18 protein-coding genes are annotated in these 22,986 nt (G+C 36.0%); 4 read left to right on the top strand and 14 right to left on the bottom strand.

Annotation, left to right across the window (positions count from 1 at the left end; genetic code table 11):
- Positions 1-31 precede the first annotated feature (31 nt).
- From PFY09_RS00090 to PFY09_RS00075, 4 genes are all read right to left on the bottom strand, one after another.
- On the bottom strand, positions 32-2,191 hold the full coding sequence (locus PFY09_RS00090; RefSeq protein ID WP_108409675.1) for a glycoside hydrolase family 97 protein: 2,160 nt from the start codon (positions 2,189-2,191) through the stop codon (positions 32-34).
- Between the two features lie 102 nt (positions 2,192-2,293).
- A complete protein-coding gene (locus PFY09_RS00085) occupies positions 2,294-3,373 on the bottom strand; it encodes a SusE domain-containing protein (RefSeq protein ID WP_271160973.1) in 1,080 nt (359 codons plus the stop codon).
- 19 nt (positions 3,374-3,392) lie between these two features.
- On the bottom strand, positions 3,393-4,976 hold the full coding sequence (locus PFY09_RS00080) for a RagB/SusD family nutrient uptake outer membrane protein (protein ID WP_271160972.1): 1,584 nt from the start codon (positions 4,974-4,976) through the stop codon (positions 3,393-3,395).
- Between the two features lie 5 nt (positions 4,977-4,981).
- Positions 4,982-7,708, bottom strand: a complete 2,727-nt coding sequence (locus PFY09_RS00075) for a SusC/RagA family TonB-linked outer membrane protein (RefSeq protein ID WP_271160971.1) — start codon at positions 7,706-7,708, stop codon at positions 4,982-4,984.
- A gap of 332 nt (positions 7,709-8,040) precedes the next feature.
- Between PFY09_RS00075 and metG the strand changes: the two genes are divergently transcribed.
- Positions 8,041-10,077 carry a methionine--tRNA ligase gene (metG, locus tag PFY09_RS00070; RefSeq protein WP_271160970.1) on the top strand — a complete coding sequence of 679 codons (2,037 nt, stop codon included), beginning with the start codon at positions 8,041-8,043 and terminating at the stop codon, positions 10,075-10,077.
- Between the two features lie 259 nt (positions 10,078-10,336).
- Here metG and PFY09_RS00065 read toward each other — a convergent pair whose 3' ends face one another.
- From PFY09_RS00065 to PFY09_RS00045, 5 genes are all read right to left on the bottom strand, one after another.
- Complete coding sequence (locus PFY09_RS00065) at positions 10,337-11,041, bottom strand: class I SAM-dependent methyltransferase (protein ID WP_271160969.1); 705 nt, start codon at positions 11,039-11,041, stop codon at positions 10,337-10,339.
- Between the two features lie 411 nt (positions 11,042-11,452).
- Positions 11,453-13,045, bottom strand: coding sequence for an MFS transporter (locus PFY09_RS00060; RefSeq protein WP_271160968.1), 1,593 nt, complete (start codon positions 13,043-13,045; stop codon positions 11,453-11,455).
- A 94-nt stretch (positions 13,046-13,139) separates the two neighbouring features.
- Complete coding sequence (locus tag PFY09_RS00055; protein WP_271160967.1) at positions 13,140-14,246, bottom strand: HlyD family secretion protein; 1,107 nt, start codon at positions 14,244-14,246, stop codon at positions 13,140-13,142.
- A gap of 22 nt (positions 14,247-14,268) precedes the next feature.
- Positions 14,269-15,579, bottom strand: a complete 1,311-nt coding sequence (locus tag PFY09_RS00050; protein ID WP_271160966.1) for a TolC family protein — start codon at positions 15,577-15,579, stop codon at positions 14,269-14,271.
- A gap of 89 nt (positions 15,580-15,668) precedes the next feature.
- Positions 15,669-16,514 (bottom strand): helix-turn-helix domain-containing protein, encoded by an 846-nt coding sequence (locus PFY09_RS00045; protein WP_087710908.1) that lies wholly within the window; start codon positions 16,512-16,514, stop codon positions 15,669-15,671.
- A 71-nt stretch (positions 16,515-16,585) separates the two neighbouring features.
- Between PFY09_RS00045 and PFY09_RS00040 the strand changes: the two genes are divergently transcribed.
- Positions 16,586-17,059 carry an Mpo1 family 2-hydroxy fatty acid dioxygenase gene (locus PFY09_RS00040; RefSeq protein ID WP_271160965.1) on the top strand — a complete coding sequence of 158 codons (474 nt, stop codon included), beginning with the start codon at positions 16,586-16,588 and terminating at the stop codon, positions 17,057-17,059.
- 116 nt (positions 17,060-17,175) lie between these two features.
- Here the strand turns inward: PFY09_RS00040 and PFY09_RS00035 are convergent, their stop codons facing one another.
- Entirely contained in the window at positions 17,176-18,243 is a 1,068-nt protein-coding gene (locus PFY09_RS00035) for a DUF2891 domain-containing protein (protein WP_271160964.1), read from the bottom strand.
- Positions 18,244-18,402: 159 nt separating this feature from the next.
- Here PFY09_RS00035 and PFY09_RS00030 point away from each other — a divergent pair, with 159 nt between their 5' ends.
- Together PFY09_RS00030 and PFY09_RS00025 are read left to right on the top strand one after the other, a co-directional pair.
- Entirely contained in the window at positions 18,403-19,275 is an 873-nt protein-coding gene (locus PFY09_RS00030) for a DUF4349 domain-containing protein (protein WP_271160963.1), read from the top strand.
- A 31-nt stretch (positions 19,276-19,306) separates the two neighbouring features.
- The gene (locus tag PFY09_RS00025) at positions 19,307-19,684 is read left to right on the top strand and encodes a GxxExxY protein (RefSeq protein ID WP_076393402.1); all 378 of its coding nucleotides are present in this window, start codon (positions 19,307-19,309) and stop codon (positions 19,682-19,684) included.
- A gap of 95 nt (positions 19,685-19,779) precedes the next feature.
- Here PFY09_RS00025 and PFY09_RS00020 read toward each other — a convergent pair whose 3' ends face one another.
- From PFY09_RS00020 to dnaA, 4 genes are all read right to left on the bottom strand, one after another.
- On the bottom strand, positions 19,780-20,478 hold the full coding sequence (locus PFY09_RS00020) for an SAM-dependent methyltransferase (RefSeq protein WP_271160962.1): 699 nt from the start codon (positions 20,476-20,478) through the stop codon (positions 19,780-19,782).
- A gap of 4 nt (positions 20,479-20,482) precedes the next feature.
- The gene (locus PFY09_RS00015) at positions 20,483-20,983 is read right to left on the bottom strand and encodes a Cif family virulence factor (protein ID WP_271160961.1); all 501 of its coding nucleotides are present in this window, start codon (positions 20,981-20,983) and stop codon (positions 20,483-20,485) included.
- A 2-nt stretch (positions 20,984-20,985) separates the two neighbouring features.
- The gene (locus PFY09_RS00010; RefSeq protein ID WP_271160960.1) at positions 20,986-21,435 is read right to left on the bottom strand and encodes a low molecular weight protein-tyrosine-phosphatase; all 450 of its coding nucleotides are present in this window, start codon (positions 21,433-21,435) and stop codon (positions 20,986-20,988) included.
- A gap of 96 nt (positions 21,436-21,531) precedes the next feature.
- A complete protein-coding gene (gene dnaA, locus PFY09_RS00005; protein ID WP_076393394.1) occupies positions 21,532-22,986 on the bottom strand; it encodes a chromosomal replication initiator protein DnaA in 1,455 nt (484 codons plus the stop codon).

Genomic DNA, 22,986 nt, shown 5'->3' with positions numbered 1-22,986 from the left:
GAAAATCTGTAAGGTTTTTAGTTTATTAAAATTATTTTACAGGTTTGATAGAGATGGCAAAACCTCCGCTTCGTACCATTTTAAAATTAATTTTAGATTTGCTTGTGATTTCTTTTTTGTAGATGTTATAGCTTTGAGGATTATTGATGTAATCCGCATCTTTTCCATCTTCGTAAATCGTAGCTTCATATTTTTTTCCTTTGTCTAAGAAAGAAAAATCTACAGTGTAATCACGTTTGTTTTCATCGGTAATTCCACCTACGAACCAGTTTTCAGTTCCTTTTGCTTTTCTTGCCGTGATGATGTAATCTCCCGGTTCTGCCGATAAGATTTTCGTATCGTCCCAGTCTGCTGCAACATCTTTGATAAACTGGAAGGCATCCATGTGCTTTTTGTAATTTTCAGGCAAATCTGCCGCCATCTGAAGAGGCATATACATTACTACATAAAGCGCTAACTGTTTTACCAAAGTTGTTTTTACGAAACGCTTGTCTCCGGGAAAATAGTAATCCAGTTTTGTCTGGAAAATTCCCGGGGTATAATCCATCGAACCTCCCATCCATCTTGTAAACGGAAGAATGGTCTGATGATCCGGATTGTTTCCTCCGAAAGCTTCATATTCCGTTCCACGCGCTGCTTCCGCAGAGATATAGTTTGGATATGTTCTGCTTTCTCCTGTCGGACGAACAGATTCATGGGAGTTTACCATAATTTTATATTCATTTGCTTTTTCAGCAATTCTGTAAAAATGGTTGATTGTCCATTGAGAATAATGATGTTCTCCTCTTGGGATCATGTCTCCTACGTACCCAGTTTTCACGGCATCATAACCGTACTTATTCATTAACTGATACGCTTTGTCTGCCCATCTTTCATAGTTCGTTGCAGAACCTGAAGTTTCGTGGTGCATGATCAGTTTGATGCCTTTGGAATGTGCGTAATCGTTTAACATCTTGATGTCGAAATCAGGATAAGGAGTAATGAAATCGAAAACAAATTCTTTTGAATGACCGAACCAGTCTTCCCAACCAACATTCCAGCCTTCAATCAAAAGTCCCTGAAAACCATTTTCTGCTGCGAAATCTATATATTCTTTCACTTTTGTATTGTTGGCTCCATGTTTTCCGTTTGGTGTCAGTTTAGAAAAATCTGTTACACCAAGACGTACATTCGATTCCGGCTGTCCGTAAGCCCATTGAGATTTTCCGATGATCATTTCCCACCATACTCCCATGTATTTTGTTGGGTGGATGTAAGAAGTATCGGTATATTTCGTAGGTTCGTTAAGATTGAAAAGCATTTTAGAATCCATCACCTCTTCTGCTTTCGGAGCAACGATAATGGTTCTCCAGGGAGTTACGGAAGGAGTCTGAATGTAACCTTTCGCACCCTGTCTGTCTGCTGTAAGATGTGTTTTTAATTTAAAATTCTGTGCATCAACTTCTAAGTGAGAGGCCGGATAATCTAAAACGGCAGCTTCAGCAACATTGATGTATAATGGCTCTTTTCCTTCCTGCTTCAACATTACCGGCGACTGAACGGCATTTTTAATTAAAGTCTGCGAAGCGTTTGCATCTGCAGCTTTCGGCCATCTTGCAGGAATTTCAGAAAGTTTTGTTTCCTGATACTGGTATTCCTGAGAATCATAATCTGCAACAATCCACCAGGATTTCATATCTGTAGGAAAATCAATTTCAGAATCTTCTTCTCTAATTACGAAATAATTGAGATTTTTCTGCTGAGGAAATTCGTATCTGAAACCTAAACCATCATTAAACAGTCTGAATTTCACCACGATATTTCTGTCTGTGGAAGTCTGATTAAGCGTCACCGCCAATTCATTGTAATGATTGATATAGTTTTTCTTTTCTCCTAAAACAGGCTGCCACGTTTCGTTTTTAGCATCACGCTTTTCGTCTACTTTGGTAAAACCGTTGTTGAGATCGAATTTTACATCTTCCGGTTTTGCAATTTCTGAGGCAAATTTTATTGAAGTATCTTTAAATAATCTGAGTCCCAATTTGGAATCTTCGACGATCGTTTTCCCGTTATATTTAAGATTGTAATAAGGTACGCCCTGTTTCAACTGGAAATCCATTTCGAACTTTCCATCCGGCGATTTTAAAGATTGTGCATTAACACCCGCAAACATCATAGAGAGCATGATTGCTCCTGCTGTAATTTTCTTCATAATGACTATTTATAGACTTTAAAAATAAAGAAAGTGTTGCCGAAAAGCAACACTTTGCTATGTAAAATTCAATTTAAAATTATTATTGGAAACATGATTTGATTAATTCGCTGGAATTACAGAGAAATCACCTGTCATATCATTAAAATAAACATTATAATTAAATGTTGTTGCTAAAGGGATATTCCCTCCACCCAATAATGCTGTTCCAAAGTACTGCTGAGATAATCCCCAGTTTGTTCCCCAATCATGATTAGCTCTGAACTTAAACTCTCCTGAACTTAACATTACATTTTTCTTCACCCATACATGAGGATCAAAAGTAGATTTCTCTAAATCTAAATCCGTAGACCAACCTCCAGCGGCAGGACCGATTAAAGAAATAGATGTATACGTAGTTGTTGAAGGTGTTACAGGGGTAACAGTGTAAGTTAAGGAAGATGTATTAATAGTAACTTTATAATATCCTGACCCACTAATAGTAATATTTCCAGAACCTCCGCTTGTACTTAATATTCCTGCAGATGAACCCATACCATACTGAGGATCCCAAGATCCTGGAGTTTTAATAATTTTAAATCCACCTTGTGCAAAATATCCTGTATAAGTATATACATTGGGAGTTGAGGATTTTAATAATGGGTAAATTTTCGCATTTGTTGCTACATTATCCCATGCTCCTGCTGTAGCATCACCTATTAAGTATAAATCTGTATAAGTATAAATAGGACCATTAATAAATGGTGTAACTTTTAATGAAATTACATTTGAATAGTGAGTTTTACCAACAGCCGTTGACTTTATCCTAACTTCAATATCTGTAGCTGTAACAGATGTAACTCCTAATCCTAAAATTATATTGTTAAGATCATTTCCGATCATACTGTAAGATTTAGCCCCTGCTGAAAGCTCAACAATTTTTGGAGCGGCAAAATTCGTTCCCTTAAGAGCAAATTGCAATTGATTGGTAATTTGAATAGGAACCCCAAAATCTGAGTTTACCCAATTAAACGCAACAGCCTCATTGGCAGACTGATTGTTAATTAAAACAACTGAAGTTTTATTTGCAGAAACTGTTGGATTCGTCCCATCGTTTACAACAGCTAGATCCTCATCTTTCTCGCAAGAAGAAATAATAAATGCTACCGCAAACAGTGTGAATATTTTAAATAAATGTTTCATTTTAAAAAAGTGTTTTTTGTTAATACCCAGGATTCTGAATTAAATTTGGATTCGCAATAATATCTTTAGCCGGAATAGGATAAAGATTTCTAAAATCTTCTACAGCTTTTCCATCTTTTATTCCTCCCTTCCAAGGCCATAAATATGAAGCTGTTGTAAATTTACCGTATCTGATCAAATCTGTTCTTCTGGTAAATTCCCATGAAAGCTCTCTTCCTCTTTCATCAAGTATATAATCTGTATTGATAGATGCTATAGTACTTGCTCCTGCTCTGGTTCTAAGTGCATTAACATATCCAATTGCAGTAGTAAGATTTCCGCCAGAACCGCCTCTTAATGTAGCTTCCGCATACATTAGATAGATATCTGCTAACCTAAAAACTGCAATATCTGAATCTACAAAGTTACCTGCATTATCAGATCCTGCAACACCAGAACTGGTAACATTTTTATATTTAATAAAACCATATCCATCTGTAAAGGTTCCCAGATCGTTAATTTCTAAGTTTTGACCGTTTGTATAAAAATTACCTCTTTGATCGGAACTGTTGCCTGCAAATAAATTTACGAAAGCCTTTGTAGTTCTAAGACCTCCCCAACCGCCATTAATTCCAAACTGTGAAGCGGGCATACTACCTCCTACTGCAGCGTGTACCATATAAGTAGTTCCTCCATATGTTTGAATTCTCTGTCCGTCAAATGCAATAGGCAAAATTACTTCAGGATTATTTTTGTCGTTATCAGCTAAAAATAAATCTCCGTATTTGGTTTTTAAAGAATATCCAGCCTGAATAACTTTATTACAATAAGTAATACAATCTGTATAATGATTTGAACCATTATAAACTCCAGAATTTAAATATAATCTGGCTAATAAAGACCATGCAGCCGCTTTATCAGCTCTGGCGTATGCATTTGTTTTTGGATCTTTAAGTTGACCTTCTACATCTTTTAATTCAGATTCTACAAAATTGAAAAGTTCTGCTCTCGTAATTCTTGGTGGCGGACTTACTGATCCAGGTAGGTAATCTTCTTTTACAAATGGAACATTACCAAATAGATCAAGTGCATGATAATAAGATAATGCTCTAAGATAACGTACTTCAGCTCTCATATATTTTGCTTCCGTAAGATTAGCTCCTGTAATATTATTTGAAGCCAGTTTTTCATCGGTAACATTTCTCAAAAATTCATTACAAAATGCAATTTCCGTATATATTCTATAGTATAAAGCACTGATAAATTCATTTTGAGAGTCCCAAGTCATCTTATGAATTGTTTGCAAAGTACCATCATTCCATGCGATAACAGCTTCATCTGTTGGCAAGTTTTGCATTGTAAAAAGCTGTCTGGTGTATTGAGAAAAATTTCCATCAATACCATTGATATCGGCATTTCCTCCACCTGATTCCTGACCTCCATTTGCAAAGCCTCCATACACTTTTGCTAAGGCATTAGGGTAATTTGCAAAATCCTTAAAGACACTTACAGAGGTTACATCTGTAATAGGAGACTGTTCAAGATCATTAACACACGAAGTTGTAGCAAGTAGACCAAAAAGTACTACTGCTGTATTTATTTTGTTAAATTTTATTCTTTTCATACTTATTAAAATTGAAAATTAAGACCTAATGAATACACTTTTGGCATCTGATAATATCCATTATCAATATTTCCAAAAATCTCAGGATCTACCCCAGAATATTTGGTAATCACAAAAACATTTTGCGCCATTCCATATATTCTTAAATTACTTCCTTTGTACATAAAGTCTTTAAAATTATATCCGACATTTACATTATCCAATCGGAAGAAAGATGCATTCTCTATAAAAATATCCGAAAGATATCTTGGAAGAGAGAATTTATAATCAGGAGTTGTAGAGTATACATTTTGTAAATAATCATTTGTTGCAGCAGATTGTAATGAACTGTTAGATGCAGCATTATTGTAAACATAATTTCCTAAAACAGCTCTTGCGCTAAACCCAAAATCCCAGTTATTATGTGTTAATTTTGTATTAAACCCTAAAATAGCATCCGGTTGTGTTGATTTGTAATAATACATATCTTTTGCGTTAACAACACCATCTTCGTTCCTGTCTACATATACCCCATCTATAGGTTTTCCACCATTGTCGTAAACCTGTTGATATACATAAAAAGAGAATGGCTGATATCCTACTGCGTGTGCTTGAATAGTATTCCCTACGCCACCCGCAATTCCACCTACCGGCAAATTGAAACTATCATCAGCTCCATTTACCAATTTTGTAATTTTTGAATTATAATGGGTTGCGTTAAAAGAAAACTCCCAAGTTGTTTTTTCTGTCTTAATAAGTACAAAAGTTATTGAACCTTCGATCCCTTTTGTTTCCATATTTCCAACATTCAGAATATTATGGTTACTTAAATCTCCTGCAGCGATAGGAGAATCCAAAATCAGATCTTCAGTCTTTTTCTGATATACATCAAAAGAACCATATATTCTGTTTTTTGCAAACCCAAAATCTAAACCTAAACTTTTTGTTGTTGTGGTTTCCCATTTTAGATTGGGATTATAAATATTAGGTCTATACATGAAATAATATTGATTGCCAAATTGATAAGAGGCTCCACTCTGGCTTGGATTATATGCAGCATATGCAGGATATGTACCACCTGTGATTTCCTGATTACCCGTTTTTCCCCATCCTGCTCTCAACTTTAAATTAGAAATTGCAGAAATATTTTTTAAGAAACCTTCTTCATTAATTTTCCAAGCTACAGAAACACCTGGAAAAACACCCCAAAGATTATCTGTTGATCCATTATAGAATCTTGAAGAACCATCTCTTCTTACAGAAGCCGAAATAATATACTTATTAGCAATAGTAAAAATTCCACGACCATAAAAAGAAACCAGAACTTTTCTGTCTTCATAGTTATTTCCCACCGTTGGAGGATTTACCCCTGTAAATGTTGGTGCAAAAGGTACATAATTTCTAAAATCCTGATAAGAATATCCACCAACAATATCCACATTAGTATCTATAGCATTAATATTTTTAGTGTAGCTCAGGAAAGTTTCCAATAAGCTGTTTTTTTTCTCCTGGCTATATTCTCTATAAGATCCTTTGTTAGCAAAACCTACTTTATATAATGGACTTACCGTAGTTGAACCATTACTTTTGCTATAATCATATCCTGCATTTACATTAAAATGTAAATCTGGTAGAAAGTGTAACTTATAATCGAGCTGAATATTTCCTAAGCCTCTTACAACAGAAGATATATCTCTTGTAGCTTCAAGCTTTGCTAAAGGATTTGGGGTTCCGTTCACATTTAAAGCACCATTTAATAGCCATTCATAATAACCTCCATAATTGGAATTACCAGAATAAACAGCCTGAGTCGGATCAAAATAAGTTGCATCACCAATTACTCCTCCAGCAGGAAATTGATTATCTGTAAATGTTCCTTTTGCATTTACATTTACTGTTAAATGATTATCAAGGAATTTAGGATTTAAATTTACGCCTAATGATGTTCTTCTAAATGAATTTGTTCTTACAATACCATTTTGTTCATTGTAACCAACAGATAGACGATAAGGCAATCCTTTAATTCCTCCTGTAAGAGAAAGATTATTATCTGTTCCCCATCCTTGTCTGTATATCTGATCCTGCCAGTTTGTATTTGCACTTCCTAATCGAGATTTATAACTGTTAGGAGCATAAGTATTTACAAAATTTCTAAAAGAATCTGCATCTAAAACATCTACATTACCCATCTTTTCAGATACAGAAGCAAGGGTTGAGAAGTTAATTTTTAATTTGCCTGCGGATCCCTGTTTTGTTGTAATTAAAATAACACCATTTGAGGCTCTGTTACCATAAATTGCAGTAGAAGATGCATCTTTTAAGATATCGAAGCTCTGAATATCATTTGGATTTATGAGGGATAGAGGATCAGAAGCTCCACTTATTCCTACAAAATCCTGAGGTACACCATCAATAACAATTAAAGGAGTATTATTACCTGTTAATGAAGAAATACCACGTACACGAATTGATGTTCCTGAACCTGGTGCTCCACTATTAGTTGTAATTTGAACACCCGGCGTTTTGCCTTGGATAAGCTGTCCCGGAGAAGTGGCTCCTCCATTAAAATCTTTAGCAGTGACAGAAGTAATTGCTCCCGTAAGATCCGTTTTCTTCTGTTTACCATACCCAATCAAAACAACCTCTTCTATTTTTTTCTCTTTCGTAGCAGAGTCTTTTGTTTGCGCATGAATCATTGTACTTGCCAATAAAAATGCAGGCGCAATTTTTAATACCGTTGTAAAGTTTTTCACAATATTTCTTTTATATAGTTTCGTTCTTGTTAAATAAGCATTCCTGCTTGCGTTGCAATTTATAAAAAAATTATAATTATGATAAATTTATTTAAAATTAACATAAATTTATGTATATTAAACGATCCATTTAAGTTAAATATTTATTTTTCAAATCGTTACATTAAAATATGCAATACATAATACTGGTTTAAAATTAACAAAAAGTTAAACATTCGTTTAACTAAATGTAATATTTAACATCCTCAAATTACCCGTAAAGCTTCAAAATACAGACAATATCAGATTTTCATGGATAATGCTTATCTTTGCACCCTAAAACTTTACTATAAATGTCAAACAGAAAGATGATTACGGCGGCATTGCCATATGCAAACGGACCGGTTCATATAGGACATTTGGCAGGTGTTTATATTCCTGCGGATGTATATGCGAGATTTCAGAGAAGATTGGGGAAAGATGTAGCGTTTATCTGCGGAAGCGATGAACACGGAATTCCCATTACCATAAGAGCTAAAAAAGAAGGGGTTACGCCACAGGATATTGTAGACAAATACCACGAAATCATTAAAAAATCTTTTTCAGATTTGGGGATTTCTTTTGACGAATATTCCAGAACAACCTCTCCGAAACATTACGAGACTAGTCAGGATTTCTTTAAGGTTCTTTATGAAAAAGGAAAGTTCACCGAAGAAATGTCTGAGCAGTATTTCGACAAACAGGCTGGAGAATTCTTGGCAGACCGATACATCGTCGGAACCTGTCCGAACTGCGGCAATGAGAACGCTTATGGAGACCAGTGTGAAAAATGCGGTACTACCCTTTCACCTTCGGAATTGATTAATCCGAAATCCATGTTAAGCGGAAACGTTCCTATTTTGAAAGACACAAAAAACTGGTACTTACCATTAAATGATTACGAAGATTTCCTGAACGAATGGATTATTGAAGGGCATAAAGACGATTGGAAACCCAACGTTTACGGACAGGTAAAATCATGGTTAAATGATGGTCTAAAACCTCGCGCCATGACCCGAGACCTGAATTGGGGTGTTCCGGTTCCTCTTCCGAATGCGGAAGGAAAGGTATTGTACGTTTGGTTCGATGCGCCAATCGGATATATCTCTTTCACGAAAGAATGGGCGGAGAAAAACGGAAAAAACTGGAAAGATTACTGGCAAAGCGAGGAAAGTGATTTGGTTCACTTTATTGGAAAGGATAATATTGTATTCCACTGTATTATTTTCCCTGCGATGATGAAAGCTCACGGAGATTATATCATGCCTAAAAATGTTCCTGCTTTTGAATTCCTTAATCTTGAGAACGATAAAATTTCCACCTCGAGAAACTGGGCGGTTTGGGCGCACGAATATGTAGAAGATTTCCCGGGACAACAGGATGTATTAAGATATGCCCTGCTTTCATCCGCTCCTGAAACAAAAGATAACAATTTTACGTGGAAGGATTTTCAGACGAAAAATAATTCTGAATTGGTTGGAATTTTCGGAAATTTCATCAACAGAGTTGCAGTGTTAATTCATAAATATTATGATGGGGTTGTTCCTCAAGGTGATGTAAACACTCCTGAGCTAAAAGAAATTAACAAATCAGCAAAAGAAATTTCAGGATTTTTAGAAAACTATGAATTCAGAAATTCTTTAACAGCTTTAATGAATTTGGCACGTTTCGGAAACCAGTATCTTCAGACAGAAGAGCCATGGAAAACAATAAAAGATAACCCTGAAAAAGCAGCACATTCTTTATTTGTAGGAGCTCAGATTGCAGTTGCTTTAGCACAGTTGTGTGAACCGTTTATGCCTTTCAGCTCTGAGAAATTGTTGAATATGTTTAATGTTCAAAAATCTGATTGGAATACTATTGAAACTAAATCTGTTTTAATTGAAACAGGTCATAAAATCAACGAAGCATCTCTTCTTTTCTCAAAAATTGAAGATAATGTTATCGAAGCTCAAATCCAGAAATTGGAAGACACCAAGCAAAACAATAAAAAAACAAATCCTAACGCAAAACCTATGAAAGAAGAAATCACTTTTGATGATTTTATGAAAATCGACTTAAGAACAGCTACTATTTTAGAAGCTGAAAAAGTTGAGAAAGCAGATAAATTACTGAAACTAACTGTTGATACAGGAGTGGACGTAAGAACTGTAGTTTCAGGAATTGCAGAAAGCTTTACCCCGGAAGAAGTTGTTGGAAAGCAGGTTATGATTTTATTGAATCTTGCCCCAAGAAAAATCAAAGGGATTGAATCTCAGGGAATGCTGCTTTTAACTACAAAAGCGGACGGAAAATTATCTTTCGTAACGCCGGATGACAGCAATATTGAAAATGGTATTGAGATCGGATAATCCAATATTAAGATAAAAAATAAATCCACATGAACTAAAAATCATGTGGATTTTTTATTTGTCATTGCGAGGAGCAAAGCGACGAAGCAATCTTTTATTAATCTTAACAATATAAATAAATCTTAATGTTTCAAATCTTAATGTTTCAAATTTTAACCATTAAGATTCTGTTAAGGCTTTAAGAAAAGTTAAGTCTGAATGTTATTTTTTAAGTTTGAGATTGCTTCGTCGCTTTGCTCCTCGCAATGACAAAAACTAATTATTTTTTAGTCAGTTTAGCTAAATAAGAATCCTCTTCCTGCAACACTTTTTCTATTTTAAAATCATTATTCTCTACTGCATTTTTTAAGGTATTGAAATCCAGATACAGCCATTTTATCGGATCTTCAGATTCTCCTTTATAATGAACAATATAATCCAGTTCGCCGTAATATCCTTCCGCAGGAATGTAAACACCGCCGTCCTCATCTTCATCAAACATATACAGAATATCCGTACTGTCGATTAAAATCTGACCGTTCGGATTCAGAAGCGAATAAAGTTTTTTCAGATAAATATCAATCACATGAAGACTTTGGAAAATGCCTGTGCCGTTCATCAGCAAAAGAATCGTATCAAAAGTTTCTCCGGAAAAATGAAGCATATTTTCAGTAACCGCTTTCTTTATTCCTCTCAACTGGCAGACTTCAATGGATTTCGGAGAAATATCCAATGCGGTAACATCAAGATATTTTTCATTCTGAAGATATAAAGCATGAGAACCCGCTCCTGCTCCAATGTCTAACGTTTTTCCTTTTGCAAGTTGCAGGGCTTTTTGCTCGATTGCATTCATTCCGTCAAAATCGCGGAACAGATATTTTACAGGAAGTTCATCCAGTTCGGAAATAGAAGTTTCGGTCTGCAGATCTTCAGGATTTTCGTTGTGATAAAAATCCCAAATGGCTTTCCCCATTAAATCTTTCATAGTTTGATATATGGTACAAAGATAAGTTTTTGAAATTTTTAAATGAACATCTGTTGTGATAAACGCATTTAACTAAAATTCTGTTTAAACTTTTATTTAACCGCAAAAGCTGCAAAAGATCTAATAAATTTTTTATTTAAAGTTGATCATTATCAATGAAAAAGCTCACAATAGTTTTTAAAAATCTTTGATTTTTATTCTTTTGAGCACTTTGATTATTCTGGAAATTCGCTTTAACATTATCTTTTGTCCCTTTTGCGGTTAATTCTGAAATTAGTTTATCATAAGTTTTAATTCTAAAATTAACATTCGAAATTTTTAACTTTAAAATTTTAAACCATTCTAAAAACGCAAAGCCCCACTTTACAATTAAAATGGAGCTTTGACTCAGTAAATGAAAAACAAGGTTCTTTACATCGCAGGACCTGCTGCGTCTTTTATTTCTTCGGATAATCTTTTTCTTTCCAAAAGTCTTCTTCTGGCAATTACAGATTTTCCGTTTAACACTTTTATAAATCTTGTGGATACAAAACGCTCTCTTCCAAAATGATGCGTAAGAATATATCCTAAAATTCCGAAATAAGCAATAACGATATATCCGAAAATCTTTTTATTGGCAGCAATAATGGCATTGAGCTGAATACCTTTCAGATTGGCAGCCACACTTTGTGAACTCACCGTTAATCCATCCATATAAACCGCCAGATTTCCTAAACTTTCCACCTGAAAACGGTACTGAAACCATGAAAATACCGCCGAAAAGAAGCCGATCGTAAGAAAAGTTCTCCAGACCAAAGCCAGTCCGATGGCAGCCATCATATCATCAAGTTCAAGCTTATCCAGCGTGTAATACCAAACGGAAATAAAAAGTACTGTCATCCCAAAACCTTTCAGGAATAAAGGAAGATACCAGTTGTCATAATTAAACTCCAAAACCATAGAGAAATACATAATAACCGAATATCCCAGCATCGCTGCAAATCCGGAAAAAATATACATTTTTACAGGTTTGTCTCTTTTAAACCAGATAATCGCCACAATTCCGGCAGCTACAATTCCGGGAATCATCAGAAGATTCAGCTTTGCATTCGTTAATTGGTCGTATCCCAAAACTCCGACGGCAAAAATATTCTGTAACGTTGCCGTTGCCATAAACATTCCCAGACAAAGAAGCATAAACAATCCGTGAAGAACATTACTTTTTGAAAAAACCTTGAAAGATAAATAAGGTCTTTTCAGATGCGTCTGTCTGGTCACCAAAAGCGCAAAACTTACAAAAGCACCAATCGATCCATTCATGATATTTTTAGAATTCAGCCAGTCCTGCTGCTTTCCAAAAGCAAAAACATACGCCGAAAACATAAACGTTGCCACAAAAAGCACAATACTAAGCCAGTCAATATAATGAAGCGGGACTTTTAAAGCAAAATATTGATCGTGCATAAAAATCCACTGCAAAATGGCCAGTCCGAAACACAAAATCGAAATCAGCACGAAAAACTGCTGCCAGTTATACAAAACCGAAACTTCTACGGCATAATATCCCGCAATCTGGTTCATAATCAGGATAAAAGAATAAAAAACGCCGTAAAAAACACCACGGTTCCCGACCATTGCCATAACGGGTAAAAATAATTCGATCGCAACAATCATTTTAAAGAAACCGATCAGAAGAGAACTTCCGATGATTACAGAAGGCTGAAGTGTGGTTGCATTAATGTAATTTAAAATTCCCAAAAGAACCAGAACAACTGTAATTTTATCCCTGATCTTAAACCGCATTTTTAGTCTCAGAACAATCGGCATTGCCGCTCCCATTCCGATCGTGGAAGCATAATTCGCAAAAATATAATTTTCCGAAAGCGCACCGGTTCCGCCCACCATATAACTGATGTTTCCTGTGTAAACACCGCCCAAAGGCATCACGATCGCCAGTAAAAGCACAATCAGTAAAAGCTGAACAGGTTTCGGTACCCAATCTCGGTATAATCCTTTGTTGTACATATTTTAAAATTTGATTTGAAGGCTGAAAGTCTGAAGATGTATGATTTTCCAAACACATTAACCTCGGTGTTCCTCATCCTTCTTTCTGTCCTTCTTATTTTTTAATCACAATATTCATATTCATTCCTGCGCTCAGCTTTTCGATATCTTCTTTTTTATTGGAAGGCGTAAACTCAATTCTTACAGGAATTCTCTGCTGAACTTTAATGAAATTTCCGGTAGAATTATCCGTCGGAATATTAGAATATCTCGAACCTGTAGCCGCAGAAATTGCTGTAACCACTCCTTCAAATTGTTTTCCGCCCAATGCATCGGCTGTCATCATCATTTTTTCTCCTGTTTTTACATTCGGCATCTGACTTTCCAGAAAATTGGCAGTCACCCATTTCTGACCGTTCAAAACAATCGTTGCCACCTGTTGTCCCGGCTGAATCAACTGTCCTTCAGAAATCGTTCTTCTCCCCATCACTCCGTCATAAGGTGCAGTAATTACCGTGTACGAAAGATTAATTTTCGCCATATCTAATGCGGATTTTGTTCGTTTAATTTCCGCATCAATGATCCCGAATTTACTTTTCACCTCTGTCGTGGAAAGATTTGCCGACTGTTTCTGGTTGATTAAAGTCTGATACGCCGCTTTTTGTGCATCATACTCCGTTTTTACCTGATCGTACTGCTGTCTCGTCACCGCTTCGGAAGCCAGAAGGTTTTTGTAACGGTTTAAATTCTGCTCAGCATTCCAGAGTCTTGCTTTTGCTCCGGCAATATTAGATTCCATTACATTCACGTTATTGGAAACCGTATTCACCGATGAACTTGTTGCCGTTCTTTGCGCCAAAGCATTCTGATATGCTGCTTCCGCCTGTCCGATCTGGGTTAAAATTTCGCGATCATCCAGTACAACAAGTGTATCTCCTTTTTTAACCTTTTGATGCTCAATGAATTTTATTTCTTTGATGTAAGCTGAAACTCTTGTATTGATGGGGTTGATAAATTCCTCAACCTGAGCTGCTTCTGTGTATGTTTTATCACCGATGTGAAAGTATTGGGCAATCAGCCAATACAATCCAAAACCAATCACGGCAAAAACCACGATGTTGGAAATGACAGCTTTGATTCTGTTTTTCTTCCGTTCTTTTTTATTGGCTGCAGCTCCTGAATTGGCAGAAGCCCGAGTTGTATTTTGTTCCTTGTTTTCCATTTTGTTTTTCAAATTTTAAATATTAAAGTGTTCCGGTAGATTTTAAAAGATTATAATACTGATACAGCACATTGATTTCTCCATTCGCATAATCAAGCTCCGATTGTAATTTCTGGTTCTGCGCGTCGATCATTTCCGCCTGTACCGCCAACTGATTCAGATATTTAGCTTCGGTAATTTTGTAGTTTTCTTCTGCTAATTTTTTAGCATCATTTAAAATTTCCGCTTGCTGAATCGATTCCTGATATTTGGTATATGCCGCATTTACAGCCATATCAATATTCTGCTGCGTTAAAGTCATGGCATCATTTGCCTGTGTTTTCTGCAGCTCTCCCAGCTTCACTTTTTCTTTGGTTTTAAACAGGTTATCAATATTGTAACTTAATGAAATCCCCGTTTGCCAACCACCAGAATACATATCCAGAACAGGATTTCTTGTTGTAATCGGTCTTTGCAGAGAATATCCTCCAAAACCTGAAATTGTAGGCATTCTGTCGGTTTTAATAATTTCAATATTTTTATCGGCAACATCAATATTTGTTTTCGCAGATTTCAGCAAAGGATTGCTGTCGTGAGCAAGATTTACATAATATTCAATCCCGATTCCCGATTCTTTGTTCTGCAAACTTTCTACAGGAACTATTTCCGTATAAGTAGGCAAACCCAAAGCAATGCTTAAATTATAATTCAGAATTTTTTTATTGTTTTTTAACGTTAAAATACCCTGATCTAAATTTTTGATTGCCAGTTCACCTCGAATGACCTCATTTCTCGTCACCATTCCCTGCTGATAAAATTTCTGAATATTTTTCAGTCTTTCCTGAGCCAGTTTTTTATTGTTCTGAAAAACTGCTTCCTGATTTAAAATTTTATAAATATCCAGATAATTTGAAATGACCAGAAGTTTTACGTCCTGTTTATTCTTTTCCAGATCCAGTTTGGAAAGCTGCTCACGAAGTCCCGCCATTTCAATAGACTTGTTCACCAATCCACCTTTAAAAATAAGCTGTGTTGCCTGAACTGCATACGAACTTCCGTAGTGCGGCATCGGAACATTTGTGGAATTTGAGAAATCTTTGTCGATAGCAACGGCATCGCCTAAGTAGAACTGACTTGTAGAAGCCGTAATGTTCGGCAGTTTCTGTAGTTTTACCACTTCCGTATTCTGTCTGGCAATGTCGATATTCTGTGCCGAAACTTTCAGTTGCTGATGATTCTGCACCGCGAGTTCGGCAACTTCGTCTGCAGTGAGCTGTTTTATTTCCTGTGAAAAAAACAGCGCAGGAAATAAGGCTATCACGAGTGATAGCGCTGTTTTTATGTTCTTAACCATTTTACCTTGTTTTACGGATACAAAGGTACGGCAGCAACAAACTCAAACAAATGTTTAAGAATTGGAAAAAGATGTTCAAATGTAAGATTTTAGTTTTCGAACTGATTTCTGTATTGAGAAGGACTTTCGCCCAGATGCTTTTTAAAAAAGTGCGAAAAAGAATAAGGATCACTAAACCCGAGAATACCTGAAATCTCCGAAACCGGCTTATTTGAAGAGTTCAGCAGCACTTTTGCCTCGTTCATCACAATCAGTGAAATAATCTGGCTTGCCGACTTTCCCGTAATCTCTTTTACCACCGCCGAAAGATGTCTGGTTGTAATCGACTGACGTTGCGCATAGAACTCCACGCTTCGCTCATGGGTGTGGTGTTGCGCAAGATCGTTCAGGAAAATAAAAACAATTTCTTCCTGTCTGGACATCTGGCTCATGGAATTGCTGTCTTCCTTGGAAATAATTCCCGCCATCTGATAACAGAAAACGGAAAAAAGATGTTCAACAATTTCTTTCTTGTAGGTCATTTCTGTCTCAGAATCGAGAATGTATTTGAGGAAATTTACACTTTTCCAGACGACTTCCAATTCATCCGGTTCGAAAGGAACACCAATGTTCATCTGCTGCCTGAAATAACGGTACGTAATTAATCTGTTGAATTTCAAAGATAAAGCCGAAATAAATTCACGCTTGTACGAAACCATTCTCGATTGAAAATCATCGCTGATGGAGATCATTTCGTACACCGTCTGAGGATCCGTCACCATAAACATATTGGCAGAAAGCTCAAGATCGCGGAAGTGCTGTTTCAGCTTAATACTCCCTGTTTTCACAAAGATAAACGCCGGATTATCAGGACGGAACGGTTTATCGACAGAAATTCTCTCGAAAATATTATGTTGCGTAAAAATTTCAACTCCGAATTTTTCTAAGACAGACATAGTACAAATATAAAGCAATCTCTTGAGCGGTCACAAAAATTTATTATTTTAGTGTTTTCCAAATTAGAGATATGAGAAAAATCGATTTACTATTTGCAGAATACGCCGAAAGCCACAGAAACTCGACCAATAAGCTGATCCACTGGATCTGTGTTCCTTTAATTTTCTGGACAATTTTAGGTTTTATTTCTATCATTCCTTCAAAATCAATTGGCTTCAGGTACATCGGCGAAATCAGCTATATAAGCTTTGCAGCCATCGCTTTAGTGACTATTTTTTACACCAGACTTTCTTTTTTAATCGGTCTTATTATGTTTTTCGTGATGATTTTAATGGAAAGTTTCGCTTATGGAATCAACATCCGTTTTGAAGAAAAATCGTGGATGGTTTATCTCGCTGTTTTTGTAATAACATGGATTTTTCAGTTTGTAGGACATAAGATTGAAGGCAAAAAACCTTTTTTCCTGAAAGATTTACAGTTTCTTTTGGTAGGACCGATCTGGCTGTTGAGTTTTATTCTTAAAAAACTGGGAATCAGATATTAATATTAATGATTGATGAATGATGAATGATGATCGATAACTGAAACGGATGATTGAAGATGGAAGTTGATTTTCAGGCTATACAACTTCCCTCTTCCGGCATCAAACTTCCAACCTTATTAATCTTCCAGAGCATAAACAGCAAAACTTGCGAGCCAATGATCACCACCATAATTTCCCTGAAAAAGCAATGGCAATCCGTTGTTTAAAAATACATTGGCTGTTTTCTCAAATTTCTGTTTCAAAGGATGATTTACAGGAAGCGATTTAGCGATTCCTTTCATACACCAAGCCTTTGAAAAAGATAAGCCAACTAAATGAACCGTCTGATAATCTGAAAGATCACTCACCACCGGAATTTTTTCAATATTTTCCAGGCTTCGCTTTTCATAGAAATTATTTAACCACACGACAAATTCTTTTTGGGGTAAAACGCGTCGCATCAGATCTGCAATTTCCAGACTTGGCGAAAAGAAATCCGATCCGTCCGGTTCAAGATAAGCGGGTGTTTTGGTATTGTTCAGATAAAAATATTTTGCCTTTTCAATGAGCTGATTTTCAAAATCTTTATCTCCGGTCGCTCTTGCCCAATCGAGTGCAAAAACCATTGCAAAAGCAGTATTGGGATGAACTCCCGTTCTGTTAGGATAGGTTTGTTTGGGTAAAAAAGTCTTCCACGAAGCTAAAATTTTATCGGTAAGAGGCTTTAGATTCTCATGCCATATTTTTGCTTTGGGATGATCCCATGTAGCCAGTTCTTCGTCTAATTTTAGCAACCATGCCCATCCGTACGTTCTTTCGAATGTTCCGGTTAGTTGATATTTGGTGAAATAATCGGCTTCAGTCTGTAAACTTTCTTTTTTAAATGAATTGTCGAGAATGTTTTCAATGTCTTTTGCCACGGAAAGACCGGGTTTTGTTTTCAGCAGCCGAAGCAGCATCCAGTGTCCGTGAACAGAACTGTGCCAGTCAAAACAGCCATAAAAACTGGGATGAAGATCTTTAGGACTTAAAGGAACTTCTTTTTCGTTATTGATGATATGCGCCGTTTTGTTCGGATATTCCTGATTGATACAATGAAGCGGCTTTTCAGATAATCTCACCGCCATTTCATCGGTAAGTTTCGGAATTTGCTGACCAAACATCATAAACGGTAAAAAAACGATAGCTAAAAGACTCTTTTTCATTCATTAAAAATATAAAATAAATTCAATTTTTCATTTGCGATCAGGCTAAAAATAGAAATTCATAAATTACCTTCAATTATTTTGAATATTTATCAGAAAATATCCTTTAAAAAACAATTTTAAGCATGATTTTTGATCATATTCCCGAAACTTGTATTCATGAAAAAATTATTTCTGCCTTTATTCTGTTTAGTTATTATACATTGTGGAAAATCTGAAAAAATTGCAGATGCCGCAGTTATAATGGAAATGCCGGCAAACGATACTGACAAAGCTTTTCTAAAGGAAGAAGCACCGCCACCGCCGCCAAACAGAATTTCGGAAAAAATAGCTTCTAACAACAATTCCTCTTCCTCTCAAGTCAATCCTTCCATTTCCAAAAAAATCATCAAAAACGGCGATTTAAAAATTCAGGTCGGAGACATTAAAAAAGCTCAGGATCAGGTTAGTAGCATTGTAAAAAGCAACAAAGCCTATATTCAGAAAGAAGAGTTTCAGAATAATGATAATGAGGAAAATATCGACTTAACCATCAGAGTTCCTCATCAGAATTTCGATGCTTTGGTGAATTCTTTTTCAGATGGTGTCGGTTCGGTTTTGTCTAAAAATATCTCTTCAGATGATGTAACGGAAGAATATACTGATGTTTCCATCAAACTCGCCAATAAAAAGATTTATCTCGAGAAATACAGAGATATGCTGAAAAGCGCAAAAACAACGAAAGACATTTTGGAAATTCAGGAAAACATCCGTGAACTGGAAGATGAAATTGATGTTTCGGAAGGCAGACTTCGTTTTATAGACGATCGCGTGAATTACAGCACTTTAAACCTGAGTTTAAACAAAGAAAAAGTAAGAACTTCCGCCACTTCGAAGATTGGTTTCGGAAGCCGTTTCGGAGATTCGGTAACGGAAGGCTGGAACAGTTTTGTGGCTTTTTTTTTAGGAGTTATTTCGCTTTGGCCTTTCTTTCTGCTGATTCCTGTGGTTGTATTTCTTTGGAGAAAATGGAGAAATAGGAAGAAAAAATAAAGATATTTTTTTTATTTTGCATTAAAAACAAATGAATGAAAATGAAATTTCCTACTTGGTAAGAAAATGCATTTTTAATGTATATAACAGTCTTGGACCAGGTCTTTTGGAGAGTGTCTATCAAAAAATTCTTATTTATGAACTGGAAGAAAACGGACTGGATGTGAAGCCAGAAGTTGCAATTCCGGTTATGTATGACAACAAAAGGTTTGATTTAAATTTCAGAATCGATATTCTGGTGGAAGACAAGGTTATCTTGGAATTAAAATCTGTAAAAAATCTTGAAGAAATTCATTACAAGCAATTGCAGACTTATTTGAAACTTTCAGATAAAAGACTCGGATTATTGATTAATTTTAATACTACGAATATTTTAGATGGAATTAAAAGAGTGGTCAATAAGTTATAATTATCTCTCCCGCAGATTTTGCAGATTAAGCAGATTAAATTTGCACTAAAAAAATCTGCCTGATCAGTAAAATCTGCGGGAGATTATAAAATCTTCTATTTTCCCAAAACAAACACCGTAGGAATTTTATGGAGTTCCGGTTTTTGCTTCTGCCACTCTTTTATGGTTCTTGTTTTAATAAATTCCTGTTCAGGATCGTTGATATTGGCGGCGATGCAAAGCTTTGTGTTTGGTGATAAAAATTTCGTCAGATCTTCAAAAAGCGCGTTGTTTCTGTAAGGCGTTTCCATAAAAATCTGCGAATATCCTGTCTTCTGAACCAGACTTTCTAAATGAAGAATCTGCTTCTTCTTTTCACTTTTATCAATCGGAAGATAGCCGTTGAAGGTAAATTCCTGACCGTTAAAACCACTGGAAATTAGTGCTAAAATAATGGATGAAGGTCCTGAAATCGGGATAACGCGGATGTTTTTCTCATGACACCATTTTACCATCAGATTTCCCGGATCTGCAATGCACGGAAGTCCCGCTTCAGAAAGCAATCCAAAATCCTGACCTTTTAGCATCAGTTGCTGCGCTTCTTTAATATCTGCGTTTTCTGTGTATTTATCTAGCAAAAAAAGTTTCAGATCCGACTGTTTTTTTTCGGGAGCGAAAAATTTAACCACTTTTCTGGCGGTTTTTTCATTTTCCACGAAGAAGTAATCGGTCTGCATGATATACTCTTTAATCACTGGTGAAAAATGCGTAATAGAAGTGTTTTCCGAAAGATAAGCAGGAAGTAAAAAAAGCATGATTTTATTTTTTTGTTCTTTCTTTTAAAGAAGGTTGTGGGTAATATTTTGTAAGATCCATGGAAAAAGAAACGGAAGTAATTTTCCATTTGCCGTCGGTTTTCATCAGCGTCCAGATTTCTTTTCCCCAGTTCAGCATTTTGCCGTCATGCCAGAAACTGTAATCGAAATTAGCGGAAGCAATGGATCCGTCTTCGATAATTTTCACATTATCAAATTTTTCCTCCGATTTATTGTCTTTAAAACTTTTAATGAAGGCTTTGTAATTATCTGTAAAATAGCTTTTTTCGTCGGGATATTCTGTTACAACTTTTTTATAGGTACGATCTGTATACACTCCCGTCCAGAGAACCGGATCCTGAAAAAGCGATACAAACTTTGCCTCATCTCTGGTTTTAATGCACATCATAAAATCATCCATCATGGTACGGATGGCGATTTCATCTTTTGTCTGGGCAAAAGCAAAACTGCTGCAAAAAAGAAAAAGGATGAAAAATTTCTTCATAATTATTTTGAAATTTTATTTAAAACAGCATCGCAGCCACGATCCAGCAAATGATAGACGTCTTCAAATTCCTGCATATCTCCCCAATAAGGATCGGGAACCTCAGCATTTTCATGATCGTCTAAAACTTCAAGAAACAAGGAAACTTTTTTCCGCTGTTCTTCATTTTTAGCTTTGGAAACCACATCTGCCAAAACATCCACATCCATGCAGTAGATTTTATCAAATGTTTCAAAATCTGCAGACCTTATCGGTCTGGATCTCTGTTTCGAAATATCAATTCCGTGATTTGAAGCGGTTTTAATGGCTCTTTTGTCGGGATGATTTCCTTCGTGCATGGAAATGGTTCCGGCAGAATCTATTACAAAATTTTCAGGAGCCTTTGCTTTCATAATTCCTTCTGCTAAAGGACTTCTGCAAATGTTTCCCAGACATACCATTAATATTTTCATCTCAGTCTCAGTTTTTAATGTTTCAGATAACAAAACTAAATAAAAAATGAAGAATAAAATTATTCTCCATTTTCTGTATTCAAATTAAATTATTTCTTACTGTTTAATTCTCTCTCCCAATTCCTTCACATACTTTTTAACTTCTTTGTCGATCTTGGAAACATCTTTGATGGTATCACAAGCGTACATTACCGTAGAATGGTCTTTTCCGCCCATTTCCTCGCCGATCTTTGTGAAAGTGGCATTGGTTAGCTCTTTAGAAAAATACATCGCCAATTGTCTTGGAAGCGCAATTTCTCTTTTTCTTGTTTTGGATAAAAGCTGTTCTTTTTTGATTCCGAAATAATCGCAAACCACTTCCTGAATGTAAGGAATATTGATGACTTTTTTCTGGTTGGATGCAATCTTATTAATGGTATCCTTCAGTAAAGTTAAGCTCAGATCCTGCTTATAAATGGTAGAGTAAGCAATAACAGAATTGATGATTCCGATAAGTTCTCTTACGTTTGTTTTTGCTTCCGCAGCAAGGAAATCCAGCATATCATCCGGAAGAACGATTCCGTCTCGGCTTAATTTATCAATGATGATCTGCTTTCTTGTTGAAATATCCGGAGATTTGATCTCTGCAGAAAGTCCCCATTTGAATCGGGAAACAATCCTGTCCTGAATATCCAGAATATCTGCCGGAGCTTTATCTGAAGTAAGGATGATTTGTTTTCCGTTCTGATGCAAATGATCGAAAATGTGGAAGAAGCTGTCCTGTGTTGCAGATTTCCCGGAAAGGAACTGAATATCATCAATGATTAAAACATCAACCATCTGATAAAAATTCGCAAACTCGGTCTGCTTATGTGCTTTTGCAGCCGAAATAAACTGCTGAATGAATTTTTCGGAAGACAGATATAAAACTACTTTATCCGGAAACTGGCTTTTTACTTCCAGACCTACAGCCTGTCCTAAGTGCGTTTTACCAACACCGTAACCTCCGTATAAAAATAATGGGTTAAACGCTGTTGCACCCGGTCTTTTAGCGATAGATCTTGCAACCGTAGCTGCAAATTTGTTGCTTTCTCCTTCTACATAATTATCGAAAGAGAAGTCTGATTTTAAGTTGGAATCAATATTTACTTTTCTGATTCCCGGAACCACAAATGGATTCACGATATTGGCAGAAAAACCTTGCGGCATTGTTTCCTGCACTTTCGGAGTAGGTACAGATTTACCTTTCATATTCATGGTAACGGGTCTTTCCAAACCGGCAGGTTTGTTTTCCATTACAGAATACCATAATTTCACTCCTTTTCCTATGTTTTTCTTCAGGGCAGCCGAAAGCAAGGACAGGTAATTATCCTCAATATATTCCTTGTAAAAATCGCTCGGTACCATAAGCGTAAGGTTATTCTCAACCAATGAAATCGGCTGAACCTTATCGAATAGTAAATCGAAAGATTTTTCAAGTTTTTTCAGATCAGAATTATCTTCAGCTGCGTTCAGATTATCGCGCATGAACTGAAGGCACTTCTGCCATATCATCATTAAATTTTCATCCAT

Source organism: Chryseobacterium gambrini, from assembly GCF_027920505.1.
Classification (GTDB): domain Bacteria; phylum Bacteroidota; class Bacteroidia; order Flavobacteriales; family Weeksellaceae; genus Chryseobacterium; species Chryseobacterium gambrini.
This window is presented reverse-complemented; position numbering and strand designations above follow the sequence as displayed.